The organism is Herbiconiux sp. A18JL235, assembly GCF_040939305.1.
Taxonomy (GTDB): Bacteria; Actinomycetota; Actinomycetes; order Actinomycetales; family Microbacteriaceae; genus Herbiconiux.
On sequence record NZ_CP162511.1, the window covers coordinates 1,146,200 to 1,172,201 of the forward strand.

Genomic DNA, 26,002 nt, shown 5'->3' on the forward strand with positions numbered 1-26,002 from the left:
CTCAGCTCAGTGCCGCGCGGGCCTTGAGCGGCTCCCACCAGGCGCGGTTGTCGCGGTACCACTGCACCACGTCGGCGAGACCCTGCTCGAAGGGCACGAGCGGCTCGTAGCCGAGCTCGGCCTGGATCTTCGAGATGTCGACCGAGTAGCGCAGGTCGTGGCCGAGGCGGTCGGCGACGCGGTCGACGTACGACCAGTCCTTGCCGGTGGCGTCGAGGAGGAGCTGCGTGAGCTCCTTGTTGGTGAGCTCGGTGCCGCCGCCGATGTTGTAGATCTCGCCGGCGCGGCCCTTCGTGAGCACCATCGCGATGCCGCGGGTGTGGTCGTCGACGTGCAGCCAGTCACGGATGTTGTTGCCTTCGCCGTAGAGCGGCACGTGCTTGTCGTCGATGAGGTTGGTGACGAACAGCGGGATGACCTTCTCGGGGAAGTGGAAGGGGCCGTAGTTGTTCGAGCAGCGCGTGATGGAGATGTTCATGCCGTGCGTGCGGTGGTAGCTGCGGGCGAGCAGGTCGCTGCCGGCCTTCGACGCCGAGTAGGGGGAGTTCGGCTCGAGCGGGCGGTCTTCGGCCCAGGAGCCCTCGGCGATGGAGCCGTAGACCTCGTCGGTGGAGACGTGCACGAAGCGGGGGAGGCCGGAGCGGAGCGCCGCGTCGAGCAGCTGCTGGGTGCCGAGCACGTTGGTCTCGACGAAGATGGAGGCGTCGCGCACCGAGCGGTCGACGTGCGACTCCGCGGCGAAGTGCACCACGGCGTCGAGACCGGGGAAGAGCTCGTCGAGCAGGGCCCCGTCACGGATGTCGCCCTTCACGAAGGTGAACCGCGGGTTCTCGGCGACCGAGGCCAGGTTCTCGAGGTTGCCGGAGTAGGTGAGGGCGTCGAGCACGACCACCTCGGCGCCTTCCAGTCCGGGGTAGGCGTCTTCGATCGTGCGGCGCACGAAGTTGGAGCCGATGAAACCGGCGCCGCCGGTGACAAGAATCTTCATGGGGGGAGTTCTCCTCGTGTGGTCGTCGGCCCGATTCTACCGGCAGGCGCTTCCGCGCCCCGACGGACAGTCGCGGGGGGAACTCAGGGTGGCGGCCCTAGAGTGTCAGCGTGATCGAACGGGCGGGGGTGCTCCTGCGTCTGGTGAAAGACCAGAGAGTCGCTTTCCTTCTCGTGGGGGCGGCGAACACGGGGGTGGGGTTCCTCCTGTTCATCGCGTTCGACCTCACGGTGGGGGCGTGGCTCGACGGCGCGGTGAACGAGACGGTGGGGTCGCTCGCCACGCTCGCCTGCGCCCACGTGCTGGGCGTGCTGTTCGCGTTCGTCATGTACCGCCGGTTCGTGTTCACGGTGAAGGGGCACGTGCTGCGCGACCTGGCGCGCTTCGAGAGCGTGTACCTGGTGTCGATCGCGATCAACGCCGTGGTGCTGCCGGTGCTGGTGAACCTCGGCTGGAACCGCATCCTCGCCCAGTTCTCCATCCTCGTCATCACCACTCTCATCAGCTGGTTCGGGCACAAGGGCTTCTCCTTCCGCCGCCGCACCGAAGACGAGATCGAGGCGGCGACCGAGATCGACGTGCACTCCGAGCAAGACGTGCACGCCGACGAGAAGGGCACCTCCGCCTGATGCCGAAGTACTCCGTCGTCGTCCCCGCCTACCAGAACGCCCCGTTCATCGAGGCCTGCGTGCGCTCGGTGCTCAGTCAGAACCATCCCGACTTCGAGCTCGTGGTCGCCGACCACTCCTCGACCGACGACACGGCGGCCCTGCTCGAGCGCTACGCCGACGACCCGCGTGTGCGCCTTCTGAGCACCCCGCCGGGCGGCGGCGCCGAGGCGAACTGGCGCCGGGTCTCCGAGGCGGCGACGGGGGAGTACCTGAAGCTGCTGCCGGGCGACGACGTGCTCTACCCCGGGGCCCTCACGGCGCACTCGGCGGCGCTCGACGCGCATCCGGGCGTCGTGCTGGTGTCGAGCCGGCGCGACATCGTCGACGCCCGCGGCCGGGTCACCATCGCGGGCCGCGGCCTCCAGGGCGTGCGGCGAGCCGTGCAACCCGGGGTCGACGCCGTGCGCCAGACGGTGCGTCGCGGCACGAACGTGTTCGGCGAGCCCGGATGCGTGACCTTCCGGCGAGCCGAGCTCGAGGCCGCCGGGGGGTGGGATGCGCGGTTCCCCTATCTCATCGACCAGACCGGCTACACGAAGGTGCTGATGCGCGGCGACTACCTGCCCGTCGACAGCGTGCTGGCGGCATTCCGGGTGAACGACGCCCAGTGGAGCGTCGCCCTGGTGAACGACCAGGCGCGGCAGGCCAAGGCCTACCACGCCTGGTGCCGGGGCCTCGCGCCCGACCGCATCAGCGCCTCCGACGTGCGCCTCGGCGATCGCCGCGCCGAGCTCATGGCGCTGGCCCGCCGCGCGTATTACGTGGTGAACAGCCGACGGATGCGGTCGGCGGCATGAGCGCGCCCGACGCCCGCGCCGGTTCGAACGCCGCACCCGGCAACGGCCCGCGCGCCCGAGACAGGCTGCTCACCCGAGACCGCCACTGGCTGCCCTACGCCGTCGCCGCGCTGGTGTCGCTCGTCGCCGTGTGGTTCGGGCTCGACCTGTGGAACCTCGACTGGCGCGTTCCCCTCTACTACTCCGGCGATGCGCTCGCCGTGGCCTCGCACTTCAAGACCATCCTCGAGACCGGGTGGTTCACCCACCAGCCCGACCTCGGCGCCCCGTACGGCCAGTTCTACAGCGACTATCCGCAGGCCGACAACCTGCACTTCATCGCCGCGAGCCTGATGCGGGTGTTCACCGGTGACTTCGGCGTGGCGATGAACGTGTACTTCGTGCTGGGCTTCCCGCTCGCGGCGATCACCGGGGTCTGGTTCCTGCGCCTGGTCGGCGTGAGCCGCGTGCTCGCGGCGGCGCTCGGCGTCGCCTTCGCGATCGCCCCGTACCACTTCATCAAGGGCGAGGGGCATCTCTTCCTCGCCGCCTACTTCGTGGTGCCGCTCGCGCTCGGCATCGTGTACCGGGTGGCCCGCGGCCTGCCGCTGTGGTCGCGGAGGGTGCTCTCGGGGCGGAACGCCGCCACTGTCGGCACGCTCGTGCTGCTCGGCACGGCGTCGAGCTACTACTCGGTGTTCGTGGCGCTCGTGCTCGCCGTCGCGGGGCTGGCGACGCTCTGGCGCTCCCGTCGCTGGCGGCAGTTCTTCGGGGCCGCTGCGGCCGGCCTCCTCATCGCCGCGACCATGCTCGTGAACCTGCTGCCGAGCATCCTGTACCGCCTGGCGAACGGGTTGAACGAGGCGGTGCTCGTGCGCAGCCCGCCCGAGGCGGAGCTGTACAGCTTCAAGCTGGCGAGCCTGCTGCTGCCCGTTCCCGGCCACCGCTTCGCCCCGTTCGCGCAGCTGCGCGCGCTGTACGACGAGCATTACCCGCTGCCGTCGGAGGCCCCCGCGCTCGGCCTCCTCGCCGCCGTCGGGTTCGTGGCGCTGGTGGTGATCGCGGTGATGGTGCTGCTCTCGGCGGGGCGGCCCGGCTGGCGGATGCCGAAGCGCACCACGCGCAGCCTCGTCGTGCTGTCGGGTCTCGCGCTCGTGACCTTCCTGTTCGGCACGGTGGGCGGGCTCTCGACGCTGCTGTCGTTCGTGGACTTCCCCATCCGCTCGTGGAACCGCATCGCCATCCTGCTGGCGCTCATCGCCCTCGCGGCGCTCGGGCTGCTGCTCGACCACGTGGTGCGCCGGGCCGCGCGGCGCTTCGCGGGCCCGGCCGTGCACCGCCCGGCCGCGGGCCGGCCGGCCGCGACCCGCCCGGTCCCGCGCCGCCTCCCGCCGCGCCTCGCGCGCGCAGCGGTCTCCGTACCGCTCGCCGCCCTGCTCGTGCTCGTCGCCGTGTGGGACCAGATCCCGCCCGTCGAGCACGTGGCCCGCGCCGCGACCGTGGCGAGCTTCCAGAGCGACGAGGCCTTCGTGAAGCAGGTCGAGGCCACGGTGGCCCCGGAGTGCCTCCTCTACCAGCTGCCCTACATCCCCTTCCCCGAGTCACCGCCCGTGAACGGTGTCACCGACGCCGACGAGCTGCGCCCGTTCCTGCATTCCACGACGCTGCGCTGGTCGGCGGGGGGCATCAAGGGTCGCGCGCCCATCGACGACGTGGGCGCCTACGCCGACCTCCCCGTCCCTGCGATGGTGATGGCGGTACGGGGTCTCGGCGCCTGCGGCTTCGTGGTCGACCGGGCCGCTTTCACCGACGACGGGGAGGCTCTCATCGCCCAGCTGAAGTCGGTGCTCGGCGACGGCGCCGTCTCGTTCGACTCGCCCGACGGGCGCTTCGGCTTCGTGGAGATGACGACGTGATATCTTCTCGACACGTGAGGAGTACCGCATCCGACACGACCGTCTACACGATCTCGGTGGTCGTCCCGGTGTACCAGGGCGAGCTGACGCTCGGGGCGGTCGTCGACGAGCTCGAGCCCTACACGCGAGTGACCGCGACGCGGGAGGGTGTGCGCTACCGCATCACCGAGGTCATCCTCGTTCACGACAACGGCCCCGACCACTCCGACGCGGTGATGCGCGCTCTCGAGGAGCGTTACCCGTTCGTGCGCGTCATCTGGCTGAGCCGCAACTTCGGGCAGCACGCGGCGACCATCGCCGGCATGGCGCAGTCGACCGGGCGGTGGATCCTCACCCTCGACGAAGACGGCCAGCACGACCCGGCGTCGATGGGCGACTTCCTTGACACCGCCATCCGTGAGCGGGCCGGCGTCGTCTACGCCCGCTTCACCAACGAGCGCCCGCACGGCTTCTTCCGCAGCCTCGCCTCGAAGTCGTCGAAGCGGATGCTCGGCGCCGCCTTCCAGATGCCCGATGCCTCGCAGTTCCAGAGCTACCGCCTGGTGCGCGGCGACGTGGGCCGCAAGCTCGCCGGCTTCGCAGCGACCGGTGTGTATCTCGACATCGCGCTGTCGTGGGTGACTAACCGGGTCGCCACCTCGCCGACCGTGCTCCGCACCGCCGACGGACGGGTCTCGGGCTACTCGCTCGGGGCCCTGTTCGCGTACTTCTGGCGGATGGTGCTGACCAGCGGCACCGCGGGGCTCCGGGCGGTGAGCGTGCTGGGCGGAGTCATCGCCGCTCTCGGGCTGCTCGTCGTCGTCTACGTCGTCGTCACGCCGACCGTCGGCGGCGACCCCGAGGCGGCGGGCTGGGCCTCGCTGATGGTGGTCATCCTGCTGTGCTCGGGCGCCATCCTGGTGTCGATCGGGGTGATCGCCGAATACATCGGCGCGTCGCTCAACGTCTCGATGGGCCGCCCCCTCTACCTCGTGGTCGACGACCCCGAGACGATCATGCCCGACGACGATCCGCCGATCGCGCCGGAAGACCTGCCCACCGCCGACACCCTGCCCATCACGGGCACCATCCCGGTGGTGCGGCCCGGCGTCTTCGACGACCGCCGCGACGGCGCATGAGCGGCTCGCGCGGCGTCGATGAGGTCGTCTTCAGCCGCCCCTACCGGGCCCCGGGTGAGCTGGCGAACCTCGAGGCGGTGCTGCGCTCCGACCACTCCCACGGCGACGGCGACTTCACCCGGAGCGCGACCGAGCGGCTGCGTGCCCTCTCCGGCGCCCCGCATGCGCTGCTCACCACCTCGTGCACCCACGCCCTCGAGATGGCGGGGCTGCTGCTCGGGCTGGGCCCGGGCGACGAGGTGGTGCTGCCGAGCTTCACCTTCCCCTCGGCGGCGACGGCCGTGGTGGCGCGGGGCGCGGTTCCCGTCTTCGTCGACATCGACCCGCTCACCGGCAACATCGATCCGAACCAGGTGGCCGAGGCGCTCACGCCGCGCACTCGGGCGGTCACGGTGATGCACTACGGCGGGGTGCCCGTCGACCTCGACGCCGTGCTCGCGGTCACCGAGCCGGCCGGCATCGCTCTCGTCGAGGACAATGCGCACGGCCTGGGCGGCGCGTACGGAGAGCGGATGCTCGGCAGCGCCGGCGTGATGGCCACGCAGAGCTTCCACGACACCAAGAACGTGCACTGCGGCGAGGGCGGCGCGCTGCTGGTGAACGACGCCGTGCTGTTCCGTCGGGCCGAGATCCTGCGGGAGAAGGGCACCGACCGCGCCCGGTTCCTCCGCGGCGAGGTCGACAAGTACACCTGGCAGGACCAGGGGTCGAGCTATCTGCCGAGCGAGCTCAACGCCGCCGTGCTCGACGCGCAGCTGGCGGAGTTCGAGACAATCCAGGCAGCGCGCCACAGGGTCTGGAACGCGTACGCGGCCGCGCTGGGGGAGTGGGCGGATGCGCAGGGTGTGCGGCTCATGTCGAGCGACCCGGGGCTGCAGCACACCGCCCACCTGTTCTACCTGGTGATGCCGGGCCACGAGGGCCAGCAGGCGCTGATCGCGCACCTGCGCACGCACGGCGTGCGGGCGACCTTCCACTACGTGCCGCTCGACACGAGCCCCGCGGGGGAGCACTTCGGGCGGAGGCTCACACGGCTCGGCCGCACCGCCGAGTTCTCCCGCCGTCTGGTGCGCCTGCCGCTGTGGGCGGGACTCGACGACGCGCAGGTCGAGCGCGTGATCGAGGGTGTGCTGAGCTACCGGCCGTAGCCGCATCCGTCGCCGTGGGCCCGCATCCGTCGCCGCGACGATCCGCTCAGGCCGTGGCGATGATCTCCATGTGCGGGAACAGGAACATCGCCGACGGCGTCTCGGCCCACTCCCGCCAGGCCGCCGAGATCTCCTCGAGCCCCACCTGGCCGGCGGCACCGATCTCGAGCGCGCGCGGCGCGAAGGCCGAGTGGAGCGACCGGTCGGCCCAGAGGCCGCCCCACCAGGCGCGCTCCTCATCGGAGGCGAAGCACCAGACGGACGCGGTGACCTCGAGCTCGGTGAACCCTGCGTCGAGCGCCCAGCCCTTGAGCGCGCGGCCCGCCCAGGGCTCGCCGCCGTTCGAGCGGTGCACGGCGTCGTAGACCTCGCCCCAGCGCACCAGCCCGGGCAGCGGCGGCTCGACCACGGCGCCGCCGTAGTCGACGTCGCGCGCCGCGACGATGCCCCCGGGCTTCGTCACCCGGCGGAACTCGCGGAGTGCCGCCACCGGGTCGGCGAGGTGCTGCAGCACCTGGTGGGCGTGGACGATGTCGAAGGTGTCGTCGTCGAAGTCGAGTGCGTAGGCGTCGCCCTTCGCGAAGGTCACGTTCGTCGCACCCTCCGCCTCGGCGAACTCCGTGGCCTGAGCGACGATCTCGGGGGAGGCGTCGATCCCCGTCACCGAACCGCCGGGTGCGAGCCGGCGGGCGAAGTCGACGGTGATGGTGCCGGGGCCCGAGCCCACGTCGAGGAGCGTCAGCCCGGGTGCGAGCCGGGGCGCGAGGTAGGCGGCGGAGTTCTCCACCGTGCGCCAGGTATGGGAGCGCAGGACGCTCTCGTGGTGACCGTGCGTGTACTGCTCGCGGGGTGCCATGTCACCAGCCTAGATCCGCCCGCCCGCCCCGCTGGGAATCGGATAACAGTCGACAGGGCCGCTCGCGCCCGCATCGGCCGCTCAGCCTCCTCGTGGTTCAATTGTGTGAGCAAGACTTGGGAACGACGAAGGGCATCACGATTCACGCGCTCACCGACACCGATGACCTCTTCGGCCGACCGCTGCAGGTCGGCGACGTGGTCGCCGCGCTGACGCTCTTCTCCGGCGGCTCGACCTGGGAGCTGTGCGTCTCCAGCCTCCTCGAGCACACCAGCGAGACCACCCCCATCGTCGTCTTCGACGACGCCGGCCCGAGCGAGATCGCGGTGCAGGAGCTCGCCGAGGTGGAGAAGCGCTACGGCAGGCAGGTGCACTACTTCAGGCAGCCGAAGAACCGCGGCGTGGTCGGCAACCTCAACACGGCGTTCCAGAAGCTCGCCCCCGCCGACGTGATCGTGCTGAACAGCGACATCATCGTCGGCCCCGAGTGGGACACCAGGCTCATCGCCGCAGCGCGCTCGCGCAGCGACATCGCCACGGCGACCGCCCTCTCGGCCAACGCCACGATCTTCACCGTCGAGGGCCCCGACTCGTGGAAGCTGCAGCCGCCGACCGTCGCCGAGTTCGCCGAGGTCGCCCGCAAGGTCTCCGCCGCCTCCAAGCAGGTACGGCCCTTCGTGCCGGTGGCGACGAGCTTCTGCACCCTGTTCGCCCGGCACGCCCTGAACGTCGTCGGCCTCCTCGACGAGGAGTTCAGCCCCGGCTACGGCGAGGAGGTCGACTACTCGCTGCGCTGCGTCTCCTACGGCTTCAACCACATCGCCGTCGACGACGTCTACGCCTACCACGCCACCGGGGAGTCGTTCGGCGAGGTCGCGCTCAACTGGCGCAAGATCGACAACGACGAGCTGGTGGCCCGCCGCTTCGAGTACTGGAACGACTGGATCTCGGAGTTCGCAGCCGACGAGGCGACCCCGCTCGAGCGCGTGCGGCGCTACACCTACGCCGTCATCCACGGGCTCACCATCGCCATCGACGCCGAGCTCGTGCATCCGAACCTCACCGGCACCTTCGAGGGCAGCTTCGCGCTCTCGCGCAAGCTCGCCCTGCACCCCGACGTGCAGCGCGTCATCTGGGTGGCCTCGGGCGAGCGGGTGGGCCCGCTCCGCGCGATGCTCGCCGAGGCGAAGGTCGACACCATCGAGGTCTCCACCATCGCCGACCTGTACGCGGCGAAGGTCGACGTCGACCTGGCCTTCCGCCCCTACCAGGACTTCACCGGTGCCACCTGGCCCGCCATCTCGGGCTTCTCACGGCGCAACATGATCTGGATGCTCGACCTCATCGCGCTGCTCAACCCCCACTACGCGGTCGACTACGACGACTTCGCCGCGAAGAACGCCGTCGCCCGCAAGGGCTGGGAGAACGCCGACGCGATCGGCGTGCTCACCCCGCACGTGGCCAAGACGCTCACCGCCTACTACTCGGGCACGAGCGACAGCGACAAGATCGTGGTGCTGCCGAACGGTTCACCCGAGCAGCCGGCACCCGCCGCCGGGGCCTGGAACCTCGAGAACGCCGGGCTGGAATCGCTCGCCGACACCCCCTACATCCTCGTGCTCGGCACCAACTACCTGCACAAGAACGTGCCCTGGCTCATGCGCGTGGGGCTGCGGCTGAAGTCGCTCGGCTGGGAGGGGCGCTTCGTGTTCGCCGGGCCGACGCCCGACTCGGGGCACTCCGCTCAGCTCGAGGCCGACCTGGTGGAGCTTTCGGGCGCCGACTGCTTCACCTTCCTCGGCCGGGTCAGCGACAGCGACAAGATCAGGCTCATCAGCGGCGCGACGCTCGTCGCCTCGCCGTCGATCACCGAGGGCTGGGGGATGATCCCCGGTGAGGCCGTGCACTACGGCTCCACCCCCATCTCGTCGCGGGGCGGCGGGCTCGGCGACATCGGCCCTGCCGACGCCAAGTACCTCGAGTTCCGCGACGACGAGGCCGACGCCCAGACGTTGCTCGAGCTGGTGAACGACCTCGACGCGCGTCAGCGCCAGCGCGAGCTGTGGGAGGCGGCGACCCAGCAGTACCAGTGGTCCGACACTGCCCAGACCGTCGTCACCGCGGGCTTCGACGCTCTGCTCCGGCACCGCCAGTTCAGGCTCGACGAGCGCACCGCGCAGAAGATCGTGCACGCTGGCGCCCCCTCGGTCGCCCGTCGGCTCGCCGACAGCTCGGTGACCCTGCTCCCCGTCGGCAGCCGCCGTCGGCGCGTCGTGAAGCGCCTGCTGGGCGGTGCGGCCGAGTGACCCTCAGCGCCCCCACCCGCCAGCAGCCCCTTCCGGTGTTCTCGCCGGCGGGGCCGACGGAGCCGGCCACCTGGATCCGCACCCACGGCATCGAGGTGCTCGTTCCCGCCGCCGATCAGGTGGTGACGCCCTACATGGAGCGCAAGAAGGAGTGGGACGGCACGGTGCTCTCCGCCGTGCTCGACAGCCTCACCCCGAAGAGCTCGTTCCTCGACGTGGGCGCCATGGTGGGCTACTTCTCGGCGTCGGTCGCGAAGAAGATCCCCGACGGGCGCATCGTCGCCGTCGAGCCGCTGCGCTCGAACCTCGAACTGGCCTCGCTCAACCTCTCGAACTTCGACAACACCCTGTTGCTCGAAGGCGCAGTCACCGACTCGCCCGACGAGGCGTGGGCCGTCATCCCCGACGAGACCAACCGTGGCAACACGCGGGTGGGAGTCGCCTCCGGCGGTGCCGCTGCCGACGCCGCCGACCGCGTTCCCACCGCCACCCTCCGCTCGCTCGTCAAGCGCTACCGCAGCGACGTGGTGAAGATCGACGTGCAGGGCCTCGAACGCCAGGTGCTCGACTCCCTCGGGCCGGGCCGTGGCCTGCCGCGCAACCTCACCGTGTTCACCGAGGTCTCGCCGGCGGCCTGGGCGGGCGAGTCGGCGATCGCCGAGATGGTGGAGCGCTTCGCCGCCTCCGGCTTCGACGCCTACTTCCTCGGCGAGGGCAGCGCCTACTCCGCCTTCTCCTCGACGCGCCTGGCCCGGCTCGTCGGCTTCGGCTCCCGCTGGGTCGACCACTTCGACATGGTGCTCACCCGCGGCCGCTACGCCGCGACGATCAAGAACAGGATCTGAGATGTCCACCGCTCCCGAGCTCCGTCAGGAGGGCTCGCTCCGCCTCGGCGGCACCGTCATCCTCTGGTGGGCGTTCGACGCTCCCGAGCTCGCGGCCTGGCGCTATGCGCAGCCCGAGACCTTCGGCGAGCCCGACACCTCGCACGTCTCGCTGAGCGCCGACTTCCTCGCCCTCGCCGCCTCGCGTGCGGGCGACTCCGAGGTGCAGGTGCTCGCCCCCTGGTCGGTGTTCCAGCCCGAGTTCGACTGGCCGGCCGACGCCGCGGCCTGCGGCTGTCTCGAGCGCAACGGCTTCGCCGACGTCGCCCGCGAGCTGAATGGCGACACTTTGGTGCCCTCGCCCGGTCCGGTGTTCGACCGCTTCCTCGTCAAGGCCGAGGTGCTCGAGGCGCTCTCCGCAGCCACCAAGGCCGACAGCGAGACCTCGTTCAACACCTGGGCGAGCGTGGTGGGGGTCGACCACTCCTACTTCGCCCCGGCGTTCGCCGACCTCACCGAGCCGACCGACGTCATCCGTCGCAGCTCTCAGACCAAGCACACGGGCGAGGCGCACGAGGCCTACAACCGCGCGTTCGACGCCTACTTCTACGGCGGCCTCCCGGTGCGCCTCGGCCGCACCAGCAAGTCGGTCTACATCGACACCCTCGAGTCCAGGCACGGCTACGCGTACGGAGACGCAGGCGGCGAGACGGTGAGCCGCGAGCTCTCCACCATCAACTCGATGCGGCTCGTGCGGCGCTTCTGCTGCACCTCGGTCGAGGAGCGGGGCATGAAGGTGTTCGCGTCGAAACTCGAGCGGGTCGCGGAGGCGACCAGTCACGCCTGAGCGGCGTCCCCTAGAATCGTCGGGTGCAGATTCGCGAACTGAGCATCCCCGACAGCTATGAGATCACGCCGAAGCAGTTCGGCGACGACCGTGGCGTCTTCCTCGAGTGGTACCGCTTCGACAAGCTCGAAGACGAGATCGGCCACTCCCTCGACCTGGCCCAGGCGAACACCTCGGTGTCGAAGCGGGGTGTGGTGCGGGGCATCCACTTCGCCGACATCCCGCCGAGTCAGGCGAAGTACGTCACGGCCACCCACGGCGCCGTGCTCGACTACGTCATCGATATCCGGGTGGGCTCACCGACCTTCGGGCAGTGGGACTCGGTGCTCCTCGACGACACCGACCGCCGGGCCATCTACCTCTCGGAGGGTCTCGGTCACGCGTTCGTGGCGCTCACCGAGAACGCCACGGTGAGCTACCTGGTGACCTCCACCTTCAACGCCGAGCGCGAGCACGGCATCAACCCGCTCGACCCCGAGGTCGAGCTGCGCTTCCCCGAGGAGGCCGGCGAGCTCCTGCTGTCGCCGAAGGACACGGATGCTCCGAGCCTCGCCGAGGCCAAGGAGTCAGGTCTGCTCCCCACCTGGGAGGAAGCCCGCGCGTTCTACGCGTCGCTGACGGAGAAGGGCCGCTGATGAAGGGAATCATCCTCGCCGGAGGATCGGGCACCCGGCTGTGGCCGATCACCAAGGGCATCTCGAAGCAGCTGATGCCCATCTACGACAAGCCGATGATCTACTACCCCCTGTCGACCCTCATGATGGCCGACATCAACGAGATCCTCATCATCACCACCCCGGAGTACAACGAGCAGTTCCGGGCCCTGCTCGGCGACGGCAGCGAGCTGGGCATCCGGCTGGAGTATGCGGTGCAGCCCTCGCCCGACGGTCTGGCGCAGGCGTTCATCATCGGTGAGGAGTTCATCGGCGACGACAGTGTCGCGCTGGTGCTCGGCGACAACATCTTCCACGGTGTCGGGCTCGGCTCGTCGTTGCGCACGAACGAGGCGCTCTCGGGTGCGAAGATCTTCGCCTATCACGTGTCAAACCCGCGCGCCTACGGTGTCGTGGAGTTCGATGAGGCGTTCACCGCGATCTCCATCGAGGAGAAGCCCGAGCGGCCGAAGTCGAACTACGCGGTTCCCGGCCTCTACTTCTACGACAACTCGGTGGTCGAGATCGCGAAGTCGATCACCCCGTCGGCCCGCGGCGAGCTCGAGATCTCGACGGTGAACGAGCGCTACCTCGAGCAGGGTGCCCTGCACGTGCAGGTGCTCGACCGGGGTACCGCGTGGCTCGACACGGGAACCTTCGAGTCGATGATGCAGGCGTCGGAGTACGTGCGGGTGATCGAAGACCGTCAGGGCTTCAAGATCGGCTGCATCGAGGAGATCGCCTGGCGGGCCGGCTGGATCGACACCGAGCAGCTCTCCAAGCTCGCCGATCCGCTGGTCAAGAGCGGCTACGGCGCCTACCTCAAGACCCTCATCCAGGCCGCCGCCGAGTGAACCCGTGAGCGCACCGTCGCTTTCGTCTCCCTACCTGATCGATTGACACGTCCGTGATCTCACCTCAGCTCGCCATGACCATCCTGGGCAGCGATCTCGCCGTCCCGCTGGTGGAGGAGACCTTCCGGCACCTCGGCGAGATCGTCGAGCTCCGTCGCGCCCTCTCGGCGCGGCGCGTCGTCGTCACGGGCGGGGCGGGGAGCATCGGCGGCGCGCTCGCCGTCGAGCTCATCAGCGACCCGGAGCGCAGCGCGCCGGTCGTGGTGATCGACACCAACGAGCGCAGCGTGGCCTCGCTCATCAACTGGGTGAACGCGCTGGGGCTCCGCGACAACCTCATCACGGTGGTCGCCGACGTCTCCGACCCGGTGCAGATGGCCGAGGTGTTCGACGAGGTGCGGGCCGAGGTGGTCGTGCACGCGGCGGCCGTGAAGCACGTCGGCACCTGCGAGGCCAATCCGCGGCTCGCCGAGCGGGTGAACGTGGAGGCCACGCGCATCCTGCTCGCCGAGAGCCAGAAGCGCGGCGTGGAGCGGTTCCTGCTGGTCTCGACCGACAAGGCCACCTCCCGCATGAACGTGCTCGGGCAGAGCAAGTACCGCGCCGAGCTCGAAGTCGCCGCAGCCGCCGGTCGCGGTCTCGGTGCCGCGTCGGTGCGGCTGCCCAACGTCTGGGGGTCGAGCGGCTCGGTCGTGGAGCTCTGGCGGCAGTCGATCGCCCTGGGTCTCCCGGTGACGCTGTTCGGGCCGGAGACCACCCGTTACTACCAGTCGGTCTACGACACCGTGCGCATCCTCCTCACCCTCGTCACCAGCCCGGCGTCGGCCGCTGGCAGCACCTTCGTCGTCGCCGACGCGGTACGCATTCCGTTGGGCGAGGTGCTGCAGCGGGTGACGGATGCGGCGGGCGACGCGGGCGAGCTGCAGCACCGCATCGAGGCGCCGCGGCCGGGCGAGATCGCCCACGAGCAGCTCACGAGCGCCGAGGAGAGCTACTCGCAGACCGCCTGGGCGGGGATCCTCGAGCTGCGGCACGAGAGGTGAGGCACGCGGGCCGGTGCCCGCGGCCGGGGCTCAGCCCTCGGGGAACTCGAACCTCGGCGGGGTGCCGACGAGCTCGGGGTAGAGCTGGGCGAAGAACTCGAGCTTGAGGTCGAACAGGCCGTACGACTGGTTCGTCTCGTCCATCACGAACTCGATCTCCACGTCGAGCTTCGTCAGGCGCTTGCCGAGCTTCTTGGCGTACCAGGTGAACCACAGGTCGTCGACGAACCAGAACCGCTCGGGAAGGGTGGTGAAGAACTCGTCGTCGAGGAAGAGGGAGGAGTCGCAGATCATGCCGCCCGGGCCGACGTGGTCGACCGGGCCGCCCACCTCGGCGGGCTTGCGGTCGTAGTACTCCCGCCCCACCTCGAAGGCCCACCAGGCGGCGACGACGTCGGGGGCGTAGGCGGCGCGGGCCGCGCTCACGAAGCCCGGCTGCAGGTTCTCGTCGTCGTCGACGACGATCACCGGGCCCGGCCCGTGCGTCTTGGCATGCTCGCGGGCCAGGTAGAACCTGCCCATCGATCCGAGGTTGTAGGGGGTGCGCACGATCTGCACGCTCTTCAGCGCGCCGGTGGCGCGGAACTCTCGCAGCACCCCGAGGTAGAACTCGTGGTCGAGCTTGTTGCTGTTCCAGATGTGAAGGGTGACGCCGCCGGGGTGGTCCTGCGCGTCGAGTGAGCGGAGCATGTCGATGAGGCGGGTGGGCCGGTTCCAGAGGCACATGGTCACCGGTACCTCGCGCCCGGTGGCCGCTTGGTAGTGCACCCGGGTGCTGCGGTAGTGCCCGTGCAGCAGACGGCGACGGATGACGCGTTTGGCCAGTGTGCGTGCGGTGTCGACGGCGCTCATGCCCTCTTCCCTCTGGTCTCGAGTCGGGTGCGGATGCGAAGGCCGGCCCGCAGCACGAGCCGGAGCGGCAGCAGCAGCGGCCCGCGGTACTTCTGCGACAGGAAGCGATAGGCGCTCCGATGGTGAGCATCGATCATGACAGCCGACTCGCTCGCCGTCGAGTGGCCGCCGGAGTGCTCGACCACCGCAGCGGGCTCGTACCGGTTGCGCCACCCGGCCTTGCCGAGCCGGTAGCCGAGGTCGACGTCTTCGAAGTACATGAAGTAGCTCTCGTCGAAGCCGCCGAGCTGCTCGAAGGCGGCGCGCCGCACGAGCAGGCACGAGCCGGAGAGCCAGCCGACGTCGGCGGCGCCGGCCTCGGGCGAGCCCGCGTGGTAGCGCTTCGTCCACGGGTTCTCCGGCCAGACGCGGGCGAACAGGGCGTGCCCGATTCCGTTCCGCAGCGACGGCACGGCGCGGGCGGAGGGGTAGGTCACCCCGTCGGTGAGCACCTGCGGCCCCACGGAGCCGATGTCGGGCGAGGAGGAGCCGGTGGCGACGAGAAGGTCGAGCGCTCCGGGGTGCAGCACGATGTCGGGGTTCGAGATGAGCACCCAGTGCACCGAGTCGGGGAGGGTGGCGACCGCCGCGTTCATGCCGCCGCCGTAGCCCGGGTTGGCCGACAGGGGAACGTAGTCGGCGCCGTGCTGCTCGGCGAGGGCCGCGGTGGGCGACGGGCCGACGACGCCGGGCTTGTTGTCGGCGATCACGACGAGCGGATGCGCGGAGCTGGCGGCATGGATCGAGTCGAGGAAACCGGGCAGCACCGACTCCGATGCGTAGCTCACGGTCACTACGGCGAGGGCGGTAGCCTCCGCGCTCTCGGTGGGGCCTGCGGCCTCGCCGGCGGTCGGCCCGTCGGTCTGCCCGTCGATCGGTGGGGTCGAGGTCATGCGGCGGTGGTCCCGTCGTAGGCGGCGAGGTAGATCTCGGCGCAGGCGAGCCAGGTGAAGGCCGCGCTGCGGGCGAAGCCCTCGGCGGCGAGGCGGGTTCGCAGGGCGTCGTCGGCGAGGAGCGCCGCGACAGCCGCGGCGAGGGAATCGGCGTCGGGTTCGCTGTAGGCGACGGCATCGCCGCCCACCTCGGGAATGGAGAGCCGACGAGTGGTGAGCACCGGGGCGCCCGAGGCCATGGCCTCGAGCACCGGCAGGCCGAAGCCCTCGCCGAGGCTCGGGTAGACCACGAGCAGCGACCCGCCGAGGAATGCCGAGAGCAGCTCGAGCGGCAGGTAGCCCGCCTCGATGACGCCGTCGGCGCCACCCTCGAGCAGCGCGATGGCCTCGTCGTCCCATCCGCGCGAGCCGGAGAGGACGAGCGGTGGAGTCGAGGGGTCGGCGGCCCGCAAGGCCTGAACGGCACGGATGAGGGCGGGAACGTTCTTGCGGGGCTCGATGGTGCCGAGGAAGGCGATCCAGCCACGCTCGCCCGTGAGCCCCAGCCTCTCCCTCACCTCGTCGACGGCATCCTGAGTCGGCGGGTGGAAGACCGTGCGGTCGACACCGAGCCGCGCCACCGACATCCGGGGCCTGATGGCGGGCACGTGCCGGCGCAGCTCGGTGGCGGTGGCCTCGCTCACCGTCACCAGCTCGTCGGCGAAGCGGCAGGCCCAGCGCGTCCAGCGCCGGAAGAAGGTCGCCTTGAGGCGCGAGTGCACCTCGGGCGAGCTGAAGAAGGTGGCGTCGTGAACGGTCACCACGCGCCGCGCACGGGTGGTGAGCGGGAAGGTGTAGTGGGGGGAGTGGATGACCGTGCAGCCGAGACGATCCGCGAGCCTCGGCAGCCCCGTCTGCTCCCAGACGAAGCGGCCTCCGCGGCTGTCCACCTGCTTCGGAGCGAGGTGGTACCGATGCGACGGAGCGGCCTCGCGGAGGAAATCGCGATCACGTTCCTTCACCACCACATCGATGGAGCGACCCGCCTCGTGGAGCCCCGTCGCTACGCCGGCGATGAACCGGGCGACCCCGCCACGGGACGGCGGGATGGAGGTCGCGTCGAGGAGCACGCGCGGTTCAGGGGACACCCACCAACTTTAGGCTATCGTTGTTCGCGGTCGCGCGCCCTGATGTGCGACCGAGCGAGGATGAATGGGATACCTGAAAGAAGTCTTCGGATCACGGGAGCTCCTGGCGAATCTGACGCTCCGCGAGATCCGGGGTCAGTACAAGCGCACCATCTTCGGTCAGCTCTGGTCGCTCGCCAACCCGCTCGCCGCGATGGTGGTCTACACCTTCGTGTTCGCCTTCATCTTCCGCGTGCAGCCCGACCCGGGAGACCCTTCGGGCCTCAACGTGTTCGCCCTGTGGCTGCTCTGCGGCCTGCTGCCGTGGACGTTCTTCCAGAACGTCGTGAACTCCGGCATGGGCTCGCTGCTGCTGAACGCCGGGCTGGTGCAGAAGGTGTACTTCTCGCGCATCGTGCTGCCGCTGTCGTACGTGGGCTCGGTGGGCTTCAACTGGCTGTTCGAGATGGCGGTGCTCGTCGTCGCCCTCAGCATCGCCGGCGCCTTCGTGCTGCCGTTCCTGCCGCTGGCGCTCCTGCTCATGGTGGTGCTCGCCGTGTTCGCCACCGGTGTGGCACTCATGCTCTCCGTGGCGAACGTGCACTTCCGTGACACCCAGTACTTCATGAGCATCATCATGCAGATCTGGATGTATCTCACCCCGATCGTCTACCCCATCAACCTCGTCGCCACGCAGTCGCGAGACATCGGCGGTCTGTTCGGGTCGAACATCACCCTGCTCGACATCTACCAGCTCAACCCGATGGAGCGATTCGTCTCCGTCTTCCGGCAGCTGCTCTACGACGCCCGCTGGCCCGACTGGGGAGACTTCCTGGTGTGCGTCATCTGGGCCGCCGTGTCGCTCACCATCGGCATCCTGGTGTTCCGGCGCAGCGAGAAAGGACTGGCTGAACTCCTGTGACCGAGCTCGCCGTGAAAGTCGAGAACGTCAGCAAGCGCTTCCGGCTCTACAAAGAACGCAACCAGACCCTGAAGGCCACCGTCATGCGCGGTCGCCGCTCGGTGCACGAAGACTTCTGGGCCCTGCAGGACGTGTCGTTCGACGTGCCCGAGGGCTCGACCTTCGGTCTCATCGGCAGCAACGGCTCGGGCAAGTCGACCCTGCTGAAGTGCCTCGCCAAGATCTACTACCCCGAGAAGGGCAGCATCACGCCCTACGGCAAGGTGGCGGCGCTGCTCGAGGTGGGTTCCGGCTTCCACCCCGAGCTCTCGGGCCGCGAGAACATCTTCCTCAACGGGTCGATCCTCGGCATGAGCCGCAAGGAGATCCAGGGGAAGTACGACGAGATCGTCGAGTTCTCGGGGGTGGGCGAGTTCATCGACCAGCCGGTGAAGAACTACTCCTCGGGCATGTACGTGCGCCTGGGCTTCTCGATCGCGATCAACGTCGACCCGCAGATCCTCGTGGTCGACGAGGTGCTGGCGGTCGGTGACGCCGAGTTCCAGGACAAGTGCCGCCGCAAGTTCTCGGAGCTCCGCGACAAGGGCCGCACGGTCATCCTGGTGAGCCACTCGATGGAGATGGTGCGCGACATGTGCGACCACGCCGCCTGGCTCAACCACGGGCACCTCGTGACGGCCGGCGAGGCCGACCCCACCATCCAGGCCTACCTCGACTCGCTCGGCTCCGCCGGCGAGCGCGAGGGCGGGCACGGGTAACCCCCCCACCCCTCGAGAGAGCACAGAAGGCCCCCATCAGCGAGCTGAGGGGGCCTTTCGCGCTCTCTCGACGGCGCCTCAGGAGCTCTTGCCGGAGCGGGCCGAGAGGCGGGAGGTGACCTTCTCGCGGAGCATGGGCACGCCGCCCTCGAACACGTAGTAGCGGGCGAGTGCGAGGTCGCGGCGGAGACCGTGCCGGCCCGACGCGATGCGGTGGAACTTCTCCTCCTTCGACAGCTCCACCTGGAAGCCGGCGCGTGAGCGGCCGGTGGGCCTGCCCGCTGCAGCACCGATGAGCTCGAGCGCTCGGTCGGGTGCGGGCTCGGGGTTGCGGCAGAACTCGAGCAGGGGCTCGAGCACGCGCTCCCAGGTGAAGTCCTCGCGCACCCTCGTCACGGCGGCGCGTGCGGCAGCGTTGGCGTCGGGATCGTAGAGCACGCTCTCGAGCGCGGCGGCGAGCGCATCCACGTCCCGCTCCGGCACGGCCACGCCGAGGCCCTCCGCCGCCACCAGGTCGCCGAACGAGTCGCCGCCGGTGGTGACGATGGGCAGGTTCGCCCAGAGGTAGTCGAGGATGCGCGTGCGGAACGAGAACGTCGTCTCGATGTGGTCGAAATGGGTGGAGACCCCCGCATCCGCTTCGAGCAGATAGTTCTGCCGGTCGTCGAGGTCGACCCAGGTGTCGTTGAAGAAGACGTTCTTGCCGGTGAGCCCGAGTTCTTCGGCGAGCCGCCTGGTCTGCTGGACGATCGCCATCTCGGGCACCTCAGGGTTCGGGTGCGAGACGCCGAGGAAGAACAGGCGGATGTCGTCGTGCGTCTCGGCCACCTTGCCGATGGCCCGCACGAGCGTCAGGGTGTCGAACCAGTTGTAGATGCCGCCGCCCCAGATGACGACCTTGTCGTTCTCGCCGATGCCGGGCACCACGCCGCGGAGCGTCGTGCGGGTGTGCTGCGGGGGAGTGGAGTCGAGCCCGAAGGGCGCGAGCGCGATGAGGTTCTCGAGCTTGTCGTCGGCGGCGTAGTTGTCGGCGTTCACCCGGCCGAGCGCGGCGAGCTGGCCGAGCCAGAACAGCCGCTGGCGCTCGGAGGCACAGAGGAAGAAGTCGGCCCGCTCCAGTTGCTGGTTCAGCACCTCGGTGGCCGAGGCCACCTGGTGGTTCCAGCGGATCTTGCCGTGCTCGCGGCCCTGCTCGAGCTGCTCGAGGTGCATGGGGTCGTAGATGTCGGCGATCATGATCTTCGACGACGCCTGCAGGGTGGTGAAGTGCCGCAGCGCATAGCCCTGGAAGAAGATGACGTCGGCCCACTCCTCGTGCACCCGCATCTGCCGCTCGTTCTGCAGGCCCACGTGGTGCACCTCGAAGTCGGGGCTGGTACGGTTCGCGCTCGTCCAGGTGACGAGCCGCACCTCGTGCTCGGCCGAGAGCGCCTGGCTGATCTTCCAGGCGCGGAGCGCGGGGCCCGCCATCTTCGCGCCGATGGTGTCGCCGGTGATGACGAGGATGCGCGTCTTCTGCGTCGACTCGCGGATGCCGAGCGCGTTCACCACGGCCTCGTAGCCGTCGAGGTAGCCCTGGTTCATCGACAGCGGCGAGAAGAAGCCGTCGGCGAGCCGGAACACCTCGGTGTCGGAGCGGATGCGCGTGGACTGGATGGCGGCGCGGTCAGGTGCCAGGGAGGGCAGCTCGGCCACGAAGCGGTCGGCGCCGAAGACGCTGGTGAGCACCTTCTTCGGGGTGGACTGGTCGTCGCTCTTCTCCTCCGCACCCCCGGCCCGGCGGATGTCGAACGACTCGGAGTCGACCCCCGTCTCGGCGACGGCCCGCCGCGACGCCAGCGCGAGTGCCCCCGCGAGGTAGCTGCCGAGGTTCTCGTCGCCGATGTTCTTGTAGAGCACGATGAGGGCGTTGCGCTCGAGCAGGTAGTCTTCGCGGTACTGCCCGAACGACGACATGGAGCCGTGGTGGCGGTGCCGCACGATCGACTCGGGAGCGAAACGCACGCGGTAGCCGCGGAGGGTGAGTCGCCAGCCGAGGTCGACGTCGTCGTAGAACATGAACAGCCGCTCGTCGAAGCCGCCCACCTCGGCGAACACGGAGCGGCGCACGAACAGGGCCGACCCGGTGCCGAACAGGATGTCGCGGGGCTCGTCGAAACCGGGGCCGTCGGGCTTGCCCAGGTTGGGCTTGAAGCCCATGCCGAACCAGGTGAGGCCGGGGCCGGCGAAGTCGATGATGCGGCCCTCCCAGTCGAGCACCTTGCTGCCGACCGCGGCGACGGCGGGGGAGACGTCGAACTGTTCGAGCGCCTTGTCGATCCAGGCGGCGTCGGGCTTGGCGTCGTTGTTGAGGAAGGCGAGGAACTCGCCCTTGGCCGAGGCGGCGCCGAGGTTCGAACCGCCCGTGAACCCGAGGTTCTCCTTGCTGGTGACGATGCGCACCCGCTTGTCGGCGGAGAAGGCGGCGGTGAGTCGCGCGAGGCTGTCGTCGCCCGAGCCGTTCTCCACCACGACGACCTCGAGCGCACCCGGCTTCGCGGGGAGCGCGAGCGTCTGGGTGACGCACTCGATGGTGTCGTCGGCGCCGCGGAAGTTGACGACGACGACCGAGACCGAGCCGGTGGAAGAGATCATGGGTGCGGGCTCCTGCTGTTGGTGACGGGCGCTCGTGGCCCTGTCCACTCTAGAGCGTGCTCCCTGAACGGATAGGATCGGTGAACCGTGGCAGAGAACTCGGGCGCGCCGACGCCCTCGACCAGCGTCGTGATCGTGAACTGGCGGCAGCCCGCCCTCACCGAACGGGCCGTGGAGTCGGTGCGCGGGCAGGGCGCCGAGATCGTCATCGTCGAGAACGAGGCCGCGCCGGGAGCCGCGGAGTTCTGGAGCGCGCGCGTGCCCGAGGCCGTCGTGGTGGTGAACCCCGGCAACGAGGGCTTCGCCGGCGGCGTGTCGAGCGGCATCGCCCGCGCCTCGGGCGAGGTGATCGTACTGCTCAACAACGACGCGGTCGCCGAGCCGGGATTCCTCGCCGCCGGGCTGGCCCGGCTCGCCGCAGCGCCGCGGTCGGTCGCCGCCGTCGCCGCCCACGTCGTGCTCGAGGGCCGCTACCGTCCCACCACCGCGGCAGACCGCACCGGCACGGGCGCGCTGGTCGGCATCGATGGCGAGCGCTGGGTGCGCACTCCCGAGGGCGACGCCACGGGCGTCGAGCTCACCAACAGCACCGGGGTCGTGCTGACGCGCTCCGGCAACTGCTACGACCGCGACTGGCTGCGGCCCACGGGGGTCGAGCCCACGCATCCGTCGTCCCTGCGTCTTTTCGCCTTCACCGGCGGAGCCGCGTTCCTGCGCCGCGAGGTGCTCGAGGAGCTCGGCGGCTTCGACACCCGGTACTTCATGTACTACGAAGACGTCGACCTGTCGTGGCGGATGCGCCTCGCCGGCTACGACATCGTCTACGAGCCCCGGGCGCGGGTGGTGCACCGCCATGCCGGGTCGAGCGACCACGACTCGCCGCTGGTGCGCAGCTACAGCATCCGCAACCGCAGTCTCACGATGCTGAAGAACGCCCCGGCGCGCGCGGTGCTGGCGGTGCTGGCGCGCACCGTCGCTCGGGCGGCGTCGGATGCTGTGCGCGGCATCCGCCATCACGGTCGCGGCCCCGAATCGGGTGCGTTCCTCTCCCGGGCGGGGTGGCGGCTCTACTTCGGCAGTGTCCTGCGGCTGACGCCCGCGCTGCTCGGAGGGCGCAGGCACAGCTCCGCCGCCGACCGCCGCCGCGTCTTCGCGGAGTTCGCCCGCTGACCCGCGGCGCCGGCCGCGAGCCCCGCTACTTGCCGCCCGGCAGCCGTCGCCTGATCGCCCGCAGCACGCCCTTCGGCCCGAGCTCCTGCACCTGACCGCGCACCTGGCGGGCCCGCGCTGCACCGGTGTCGACCGCCTCCACCACCTTGTAGGCGCGCCGGGCCCTGATCAGCTCGTTGTCGTACGAGGCCTCCGCGAACCGCTCGGCGATGCGCGCCGTGTAGGCGGCGACGGCACGGAAGTACAGGAACCTCCTGCGCAGCCGCGCCAGGTCGACGGGCAGGGCGAGCTCCTCGCCTACGATCTCGAGCAGGCGAGCGTTGTAGTCGTCGAGCGAGCGCACCTCGCCGGGTGCCACGGTGACGCTGAGCTGCTCGGCCGTGGCGACGGCGTCCGGCAGGTCGGCGAAGCGGGAGAAGAAGGTCGCTCCGTCGCCGAGTCCGAGCCCGTCGACCACCTCGTGCGCCACCTGGGTGTCGAACAGCACCACGGGTCTGCCGTGCTTCGCGGCCTCCGCGATGGGCAGCCCGAAGCCCTCGTACGCCGACGGGAAGACCACGACCGATGCGCCGGCGTAGAGCCTCGACACCTGACGGTCGGAGAGCAGGCCGCCGCGGATCGGCACGATCTCGTCGCCCCGGTCGTCGATCTCGCCGCCGAAGACGACGACGCTGCGCCCCCCGCCGCGCAGCGCGGCGACGGTCTCGGCGAGCTGCTTGTGCGGGTAGGAGTTGCCGACCACGAGCAGGTAGCCGCCCGCGGCGATCGCGGCCCGCTGCCGCTCGCTCAGCTCGTCGCCGTCGTTCTTCGCTTCGAGTTCGACCCGCGCGGCGCCCTGGTGCACCACGGTGATGCGGCTGCGCGCCTCTGCCGTGATCTCGGGGAAGTAGGCGAGGGTGTCGTCGACGGTCGCCTGGCTGATGGCGACCGTGCGGTCGGCGTACGCGAGCGAGTCGCGCAGCACCTGCTTGCGAGCGGCGTCGTTCTCGCGCAGCGACAGCAGGCGGGTGCCGATGATGTCGAGGTGGGTGACCACCCAACGGGCGCAGAAGCGGTTGAAGCGCAGGATCTGCTTCTCGTGGCCGAGCGGCACGAGGGCGATGCCGAGGTCGAACAGTTCGTTGACGTCGTGGTTCCAGATGCTGCGGAAGCCGAACCTGTCGAGCCCGAAGAACTTCTGCGCCTCGATGGAGGAAGCGATGACGAACTCGGCGTCGAGCTCGCCGCGCGACTGCTTCTCGGCGAGCAGCGTGAGGAACGACAGCGCGTTGCGCGAGGTGCCGTCGTAGCGCAGGGTCAGGTCGTAGAGGTCGATCAGCACGCGCTTGTCGGGGTCGTTGCCGTCGATGAAGTCGGCGAACCAGTCGATCGGGTCGATGTCGTGCTCGAGGTACTGGTCGATGGAGGAGCGGAAGTGCGGGTAGCGCTCGAAGATGATCTCCTCGTTGCGCGTGCGCAGACCGTCGGAGTCGAACTCGCTCTCGCTGAAGCTGCGGCTGCCCTCGTGGATGACGTAGGCGTGGTTGGCGAACAGGGAGGAGTAGCCGTGCGTATTGATGCGCAGGCAGAAGTCGACCTCTTCGCCGTAGCCCGGGTTGAAGATCTCGTCGAACAGCCCGAACTGGTCGAGCAGCGCGCGGCGCACGAGGAAGCAGAAACCGATGGCCACCGGGGCGACGGTGTAGCGCGGCAGCTCGTCGTGGAGCGACGCGAACTTGCGGAGCGAATGCTCGATGTCGTCGGGCCCTCGGCGGGGCCGTGACACGAACGGGAAGGAGGCGATGGTGGCGTGGTTGCTGCGCGGGCAGACCACACCGTGCTTCTCGCCGGCGTGCAGCACGCGGGCGAGCTCCTCCACGGCCCCCGACAGCAGCACCGCGTCGCTGTTGAGCAGCAGCACGTCGTTGCCCGAGTCGTCGAGCTCGAACGCAGCCCGGTTGCAGGTGCTGCCGAAACCGAGGTTCTTCGGGTTGCGGGCGTAGGAGGCGTTCTCGACACCGTCGATGAGCTCGCGCAGTCGCGCCTCGATGACGTCGGCGTCGGGGCCGACGTCGTTCACGAGCAGCAGGCGGTTGCGACCGAGGTCGCCGTGCTCGAGCACGCTCTGCACGCAGCGCTCGAGCGAGGGGAGGTCGCCGTAGACCGGCACCACGATGGTGACCGGCGGGGGAGGGCTGAGGTCTTCGGCGCCCGTGGCCAGCGCCGCCGACGCCGCGGTTCCGGCGCGGCCGGAGCGCACCCTGGCCTCCTCGAACTGTCGCACCGTCTCGTCGAGGGTGGGGTTGCGCACCGTCTGCCACTCGTCGCGCATGAGTTCGACGTCGTCGGCGAGGCCGATCCAGAACTCGGTGAGATGGGGCAGCTTCGGCACCCGGGGTGCGGTGCGCGAGAGCTCGGTCATCGCGTCGATGACGTCGGAGAGCGGGTAGCGGCCGGCCACCGCAGCTGCGTCGCCAGGGGCTGCCGCCGCGTGGGCACGGAGCAGTGCCGGGTCGGCGGCGTAGCGGGCGAGGGCGTCGGCGATGTCGGAGACCTCGGCCGAGGTGACGAAGCCGGAGCTTCCGTCGGCGATGAGCTCGCTCGTTCCTCCGGCATCGATGCCGACCACCGGGGTTCCCTGCGCGAGGTATTCGATGGTGACCCGGCCGAACGCCTCGCTGCGGGAGAGCATGAGGGCGACGTCGGCGTCGCGGATGTAGGGCCGCGGGTCTTCACGGTAGCCCTCGACGCGCACCCGGTCTGCAACGCCGAGGCGGGCGGCCGTGTCGAGCAGTGCGCCGTGGTACTCGGGGTGGTCGAGCGGGCCCACCAGGGTGAGGCGGGCGTCGACGCCCCGCGCGCGGAGCTCGCCGAGCGCCTCGACGGCGAGGTGCTGGCGCTTCGCCGGGCCGACGGTGCCGACCATGAGGAGTTCGAGCGTGCCCTCGCCACCCTGGCGCGCATCCGTCGCCGATGCCGCCGCCGCACCCGCCGCGGCGGAGACGGGCGCCGTGCGCAGCGCCTCGACGTCGACCGGGGGATAGGTGACGAGCACTTCGCGACCGGGGAGGAACGACTCGGCGTGCGCGCGCACCGCCTCGGAGTTGGCCACCACGAGGTCGGAGAGGAGCCCGACGTCGGCCCAGCTCTGCTCGACGCCGATGACGAACTCGAGGCCGTGGTCGAGGTCGCCGAACTCGCGCGCGAACCACACGTGAGGGGTGCCGACGAGGCCGGCGGCGACGGCGCCCCAGGGGTTCACCACCGAGTTCGTCACCACGAGGTCGGGCGAGGTGTCGCGGATGCGCTTCTCGATCGCCAGCACGGCCCGCCCGTCGCGGCGTGCGTTGTCGAAGCGGTTCTCGCCCGGGCGGTAGAGGTGGGGGATGGCCCAGGGCCAGAACGGGACGGCGAACAGCTCCCAGCCGCGCGAGCGCACGGCCCGGGCGAACTCGCCCTCGGCCGAGGCCGTGACCACCTCGATCTCGAGCCCCGGCTCGCGCCTCGCCCACTCCTCGCCGAGCGCGAGCAACGACCGTTCCGCACCGCCGAGTTCGTTCTCGGCCGAGCTGTGGTTGACGAGCAAGACACGCATCCACCAAGGCTACAGGGGTCTTCGCACGCGGGACCGGACCTTATACTCGACCGG

Annotated in this window: 21 protein-coding genes; 14 read left to right on the forward strand and 7 right to left on the reverse strand. The window is 70.0% G+C overall.

Translation table 11 applies throughout. The features are described 5' to 3' along the window. Window position 1: 1 nt before the first annotated feature. Entirely contained in the window at window positions 2-988 is a 987-nt protein-coding gene (rfbB, locus tag ABFY20_RS05325; protein ID WP_368498898.1) for a dTDP-glucose 4,6-dehydratase, read from the reverse strand. Window positions 989-1,098: 110 nt separating this feature from the next. On the opposite strand from rfbB, the gene ABFY20_RS05330 reads away from it, so the two are divergent. From ABFY20_RS05330 to rffA, 5 genes are read left to right on the forward strand one after another with little or no spacing between them, the layout of a single operon-like run. Next, window positions 1,099-1,617: a GtrA family protein gene (locus ABFY20_RS05330; protein WP_368498899.1), complete on the forward strand. Its 519-nt coding sequence runs from the start codon at window positions 1,099-1,101 to the stop codon at window positions 1,615-1,617. Further along, window positions 1,617-2,456, forward strand: coding sequence for a glycosyltransferase family 2 protein (locus ABFY20_RS05335; RefSeq protein ID WP_368498900.1), 840 nt, complete (start codon window positions 1,617-1,619; stop codon window positions 2,454-2,456). The genes ABFY20_RS05330 and ABFY20_RS05335 overlap by 1 nt, the downstream gene beginning before the upstream one ends. After that, complete coding sequence (locus ABFY20_RS05340; RefSeq protein ID WP_368498901.1) at window positions 2,453-4,351, forward strand: hypothetical protein; 1,899 nt, start codon at window positions 2,453-2,455, stop codon at window positions 4,349-4,351. Before ABFY20_RS05335 ends, ABFY20_RS05340 begins: the two co-directional genes overlap by 4 nt. 14 nt (window positions 4,352-4,365) lie before the next feature. Next, window positions 4,366-5,469, forward strand: coding sequence for a glycosyltransferase (locus ABFY20_RS05345; RefSeq protein ID WP_368498902.1), 1,104 nt, complete (start codon window positions 4,366-4,368; stop codon window positions 5,467-5,469). Beyond that, window positions 5,466-6,617, forward strand: a complete 1,152-nt coding sequence (gene rffA, locus ABFY20_RS05350) for a dTDP-4-amino-4,6-dideoxygalactose transaminase (RefSeq protein ID WP_368498903.1) — start codon at window positions 5,466-5,468, stop codon at window positions 6,615-6,617. Before ABFY20_RS05345 ends, rffA begins: the two co-directional genes overlap by 4 nt. Before the next feature lie 46 nt (window positions 6,618-6,663). On the opposite strand, the gene ABFY20_RS05355 is transcribed toward rffA, so the two are convergent. Further along, a complete protein-coding gene (locus ABFY20_RS05355; RefSeq protein WP_368498904.1) occupies window positions 6,664-7,473 on the reverse strand; it encodes a methyltransferase domain-containing protein in 810 nt (269 codons plus the stop codon). A gap of 116 nt (window positions 7,474-7,589) precedes the next feature. On the opposite strand from ABFY20_RS05355, the gene ABFY20_RS05360 reads away from it, so the two are divergent. The 6 genes from ABFY20_RS05360 to ABFY20_RS05385 are packed head-to-tail and all read left to right on the forward strand — an operon-like array spanning window position 7,590 to window position 14,000. Continuing rightward, window positions 7,590-9,779: a glycosyltransferase gene (locus ABFY20_RS05360; RefSeq protein WP_368498905.1), complete on the forward strand. Its 2,190-nt coding sequence runs from the start codon at window positions 7,590-7,592 to the stop codon at window positions 9,777-9,779. Beyond that, entirely contained in the window at window positions 9,776-10,624 is an 849-nt protein-coding gene (locus tag ABFY20_RS05365; protein WP_368498906.1) for an FkbM family methyltransferase, read from the forward strand. The genes ABFY20_RS05360 and ABFY20_RS05365 overlap by 4 nt, the downstream gene beginning before the upstream one ends. A gap of 1 nt (window position 10,625) precedes the next feature. Next, window positions 10,626-11,450, forward strand: a complete 825-nt coding sequence (locus tag ABFY20_RS05370; protein ID WP_368498907.1) for a hypothetical protein — start codon at window positions 10,626-10,628, stop codon at window positions 11,448-11,450. 23 nt (window positions 11,451-11,473) lie between these two features. Then, a complete protein-coding gene (locus tag ABFY20_RS05375; RefSeq protein ID WP_368498908.1) occupies window positions 11,474-12,085 on the forward strand; it encodes a dTDP-4-dehydrorhamnose 3,5-epimerase family protein in 612 nt (203 codons plus the stop codon). After that, on the forward strand, window positions 12,085-12,957 hold the full coding sequence (gene rfbA, locus ABFY20_RS05380; RefSeq protein WP_368498909.1) for a glucose-1-phosphate thymidylyltransferase RfbA: 873 nt from the start codon (window positions 12,085-12,087) through the stop codon (window positions 12,955-12,957). Before ABFY20_RS05375 ends, rfbA begins: the two co-directional genes overlap by 1 nt. A gap of 53 nt (window positions 12,958-13,010) precedes the next feature. Further along, window positions 13,011-14,000, forward strand: a complete 990-nt coding sequence (locus ABFY20_RS05385; protein WP_368498910.1) for an SDR family NAD(P)-dependent oxidoreductase — start codon at window positions 13,011-13,013, stop codon at window positions 13,998-14,000. A gap of 30 nt (window positions 14,001-14,030) precedes the next feature. On the opposite strand, the gene ABFY20_RS05390 is transcribed toward ABFY20_RS05385, so the two are convergent. The 3 genes from ABFY20_RS05390 to ABFY20_RS05400 are packed head-to-tail and all read right to left on the reverse strand — an operon-like array spanning window position 14,031 to window position 16,911. Continuing rightward, on the reverse strand, window positions 14,031-14,852 hold the full coding sequence (locus ABFY20_RS05390; protein ID WP_368498911.1) for a hypothetical protein: 822 nt from the start codon (window positions 14,850-14,852) through the stop codon (window positions 14,031-14,033). After that, entirely contained in the window at window positions 14,849-15,784 is a 936-nt protein-coding gene (locus ABFY20_RS05395; RefSeq protein WP_368498912.1) for a glycosyltransferase family 2 protein, read from the reverse strand. Before ABFY20_RS05395 ends, ABFY20_RS05390 begins: the two co-directional genes overlap by 4 nt. Next, window positions 15,781-16,911: a glycosyltransferase family 4 protein gene (locus tag ABFY20_RS05400; protein WP_368498913.1), complete on the reverse strand. Its 1,131-nt coding sequence runs from the start codon at window positions 16,909-16,911 to the stop codon at window positions 15,781-15,783. Before ABFY20_RS05400 ends, ABFY20_RS05395 begins: the two co-directional genes overlap by 4 nt. 64 nt (window positions 16,912-16,975) lie before the next feature. Between ABFY20_RS05400 and ABFY20_RS05405 the strand changes: the two genes are divergently transcribed. Both ABFY20_RS05405 and ABFY20_RS05410 read left to right on the forward strand, forming a co-directional pair. Beyond that, window positions 16,976-17,812, forward strand: coding sequence for an ABC transporter permease (locus tag ABFY20_RS05405; RefSeq protein ID WP_368498914.1), 837 nt, complete (start codon window positions 16,976-16,978; stop codon window positions 17,810-17,812). Then, window positions 17,809-18,570, forward strand: coding sequence for an ABC transporter ATP-binding protein (locus tag ABFY20_RS05410; RefSeq protein ID WP_368498915.1), 762 nt, complete (start codon window positions 17,809-17,811; stop codon window positions 18,568-18,570). Before ABFY20_RS05405 ends, ABFY20_RS05410 begins: the two co-directional genes overlap by 4 nt. 78 nt (window positions 18,571-18,648) lie before the next feature. Here ABFY20_RS05410 and ABFY20_RS05415 read toward each other — a convergent pair whose 3' ends face one another. Then, a complete protein-coding gene (locus ABFY20_RS05415; RefSeq protein ID WP_368498916.1) occupies window positions 18,649-21,204 on the reverse strand; it encodes a glycosyltransferase in 2,556 nt (851 codons plus the stop codon). Window positions 21,205-21,291: 87 nt separating this feature from the next. Here ABFY20_RS05415 and ABFY20_RS05420 point away from each other — a divergent pair, with 87 nt between their 5' ends. After that, the gene (locus ABFY20_RS05420; protein ID WP_368498917.1) at window positions 21,292-22,374 is read left to right on the forward strand and encodes a glycosyltransferase family 2 protein; all 1,083 of its coding nucleotides are present in this window, start codon (window positions 21,292-21,294) and stop codon (window positions 22,372-22,374) included. 25 nt (window positions 22,375-22,399) lie between these two features. Here the strand turns inward: ABFY20_RS05420 and ABFY20_RS05425 are convergent, their stop codons facing one another. Continuing rightward, on the reverse strand, window positions 22,400-25,948 hold the full coding sequence (locus ABFY20_RS05425; RefSeq protein ID WP_368498918.1) for a glycosyltransferase: 3,549 nt from the start codon (window positions 25,946-25,948) through the stop codon (window positions 22,400-22,402). Window positions 25,949-26,002: the final 54 nt, after the last annotated feature.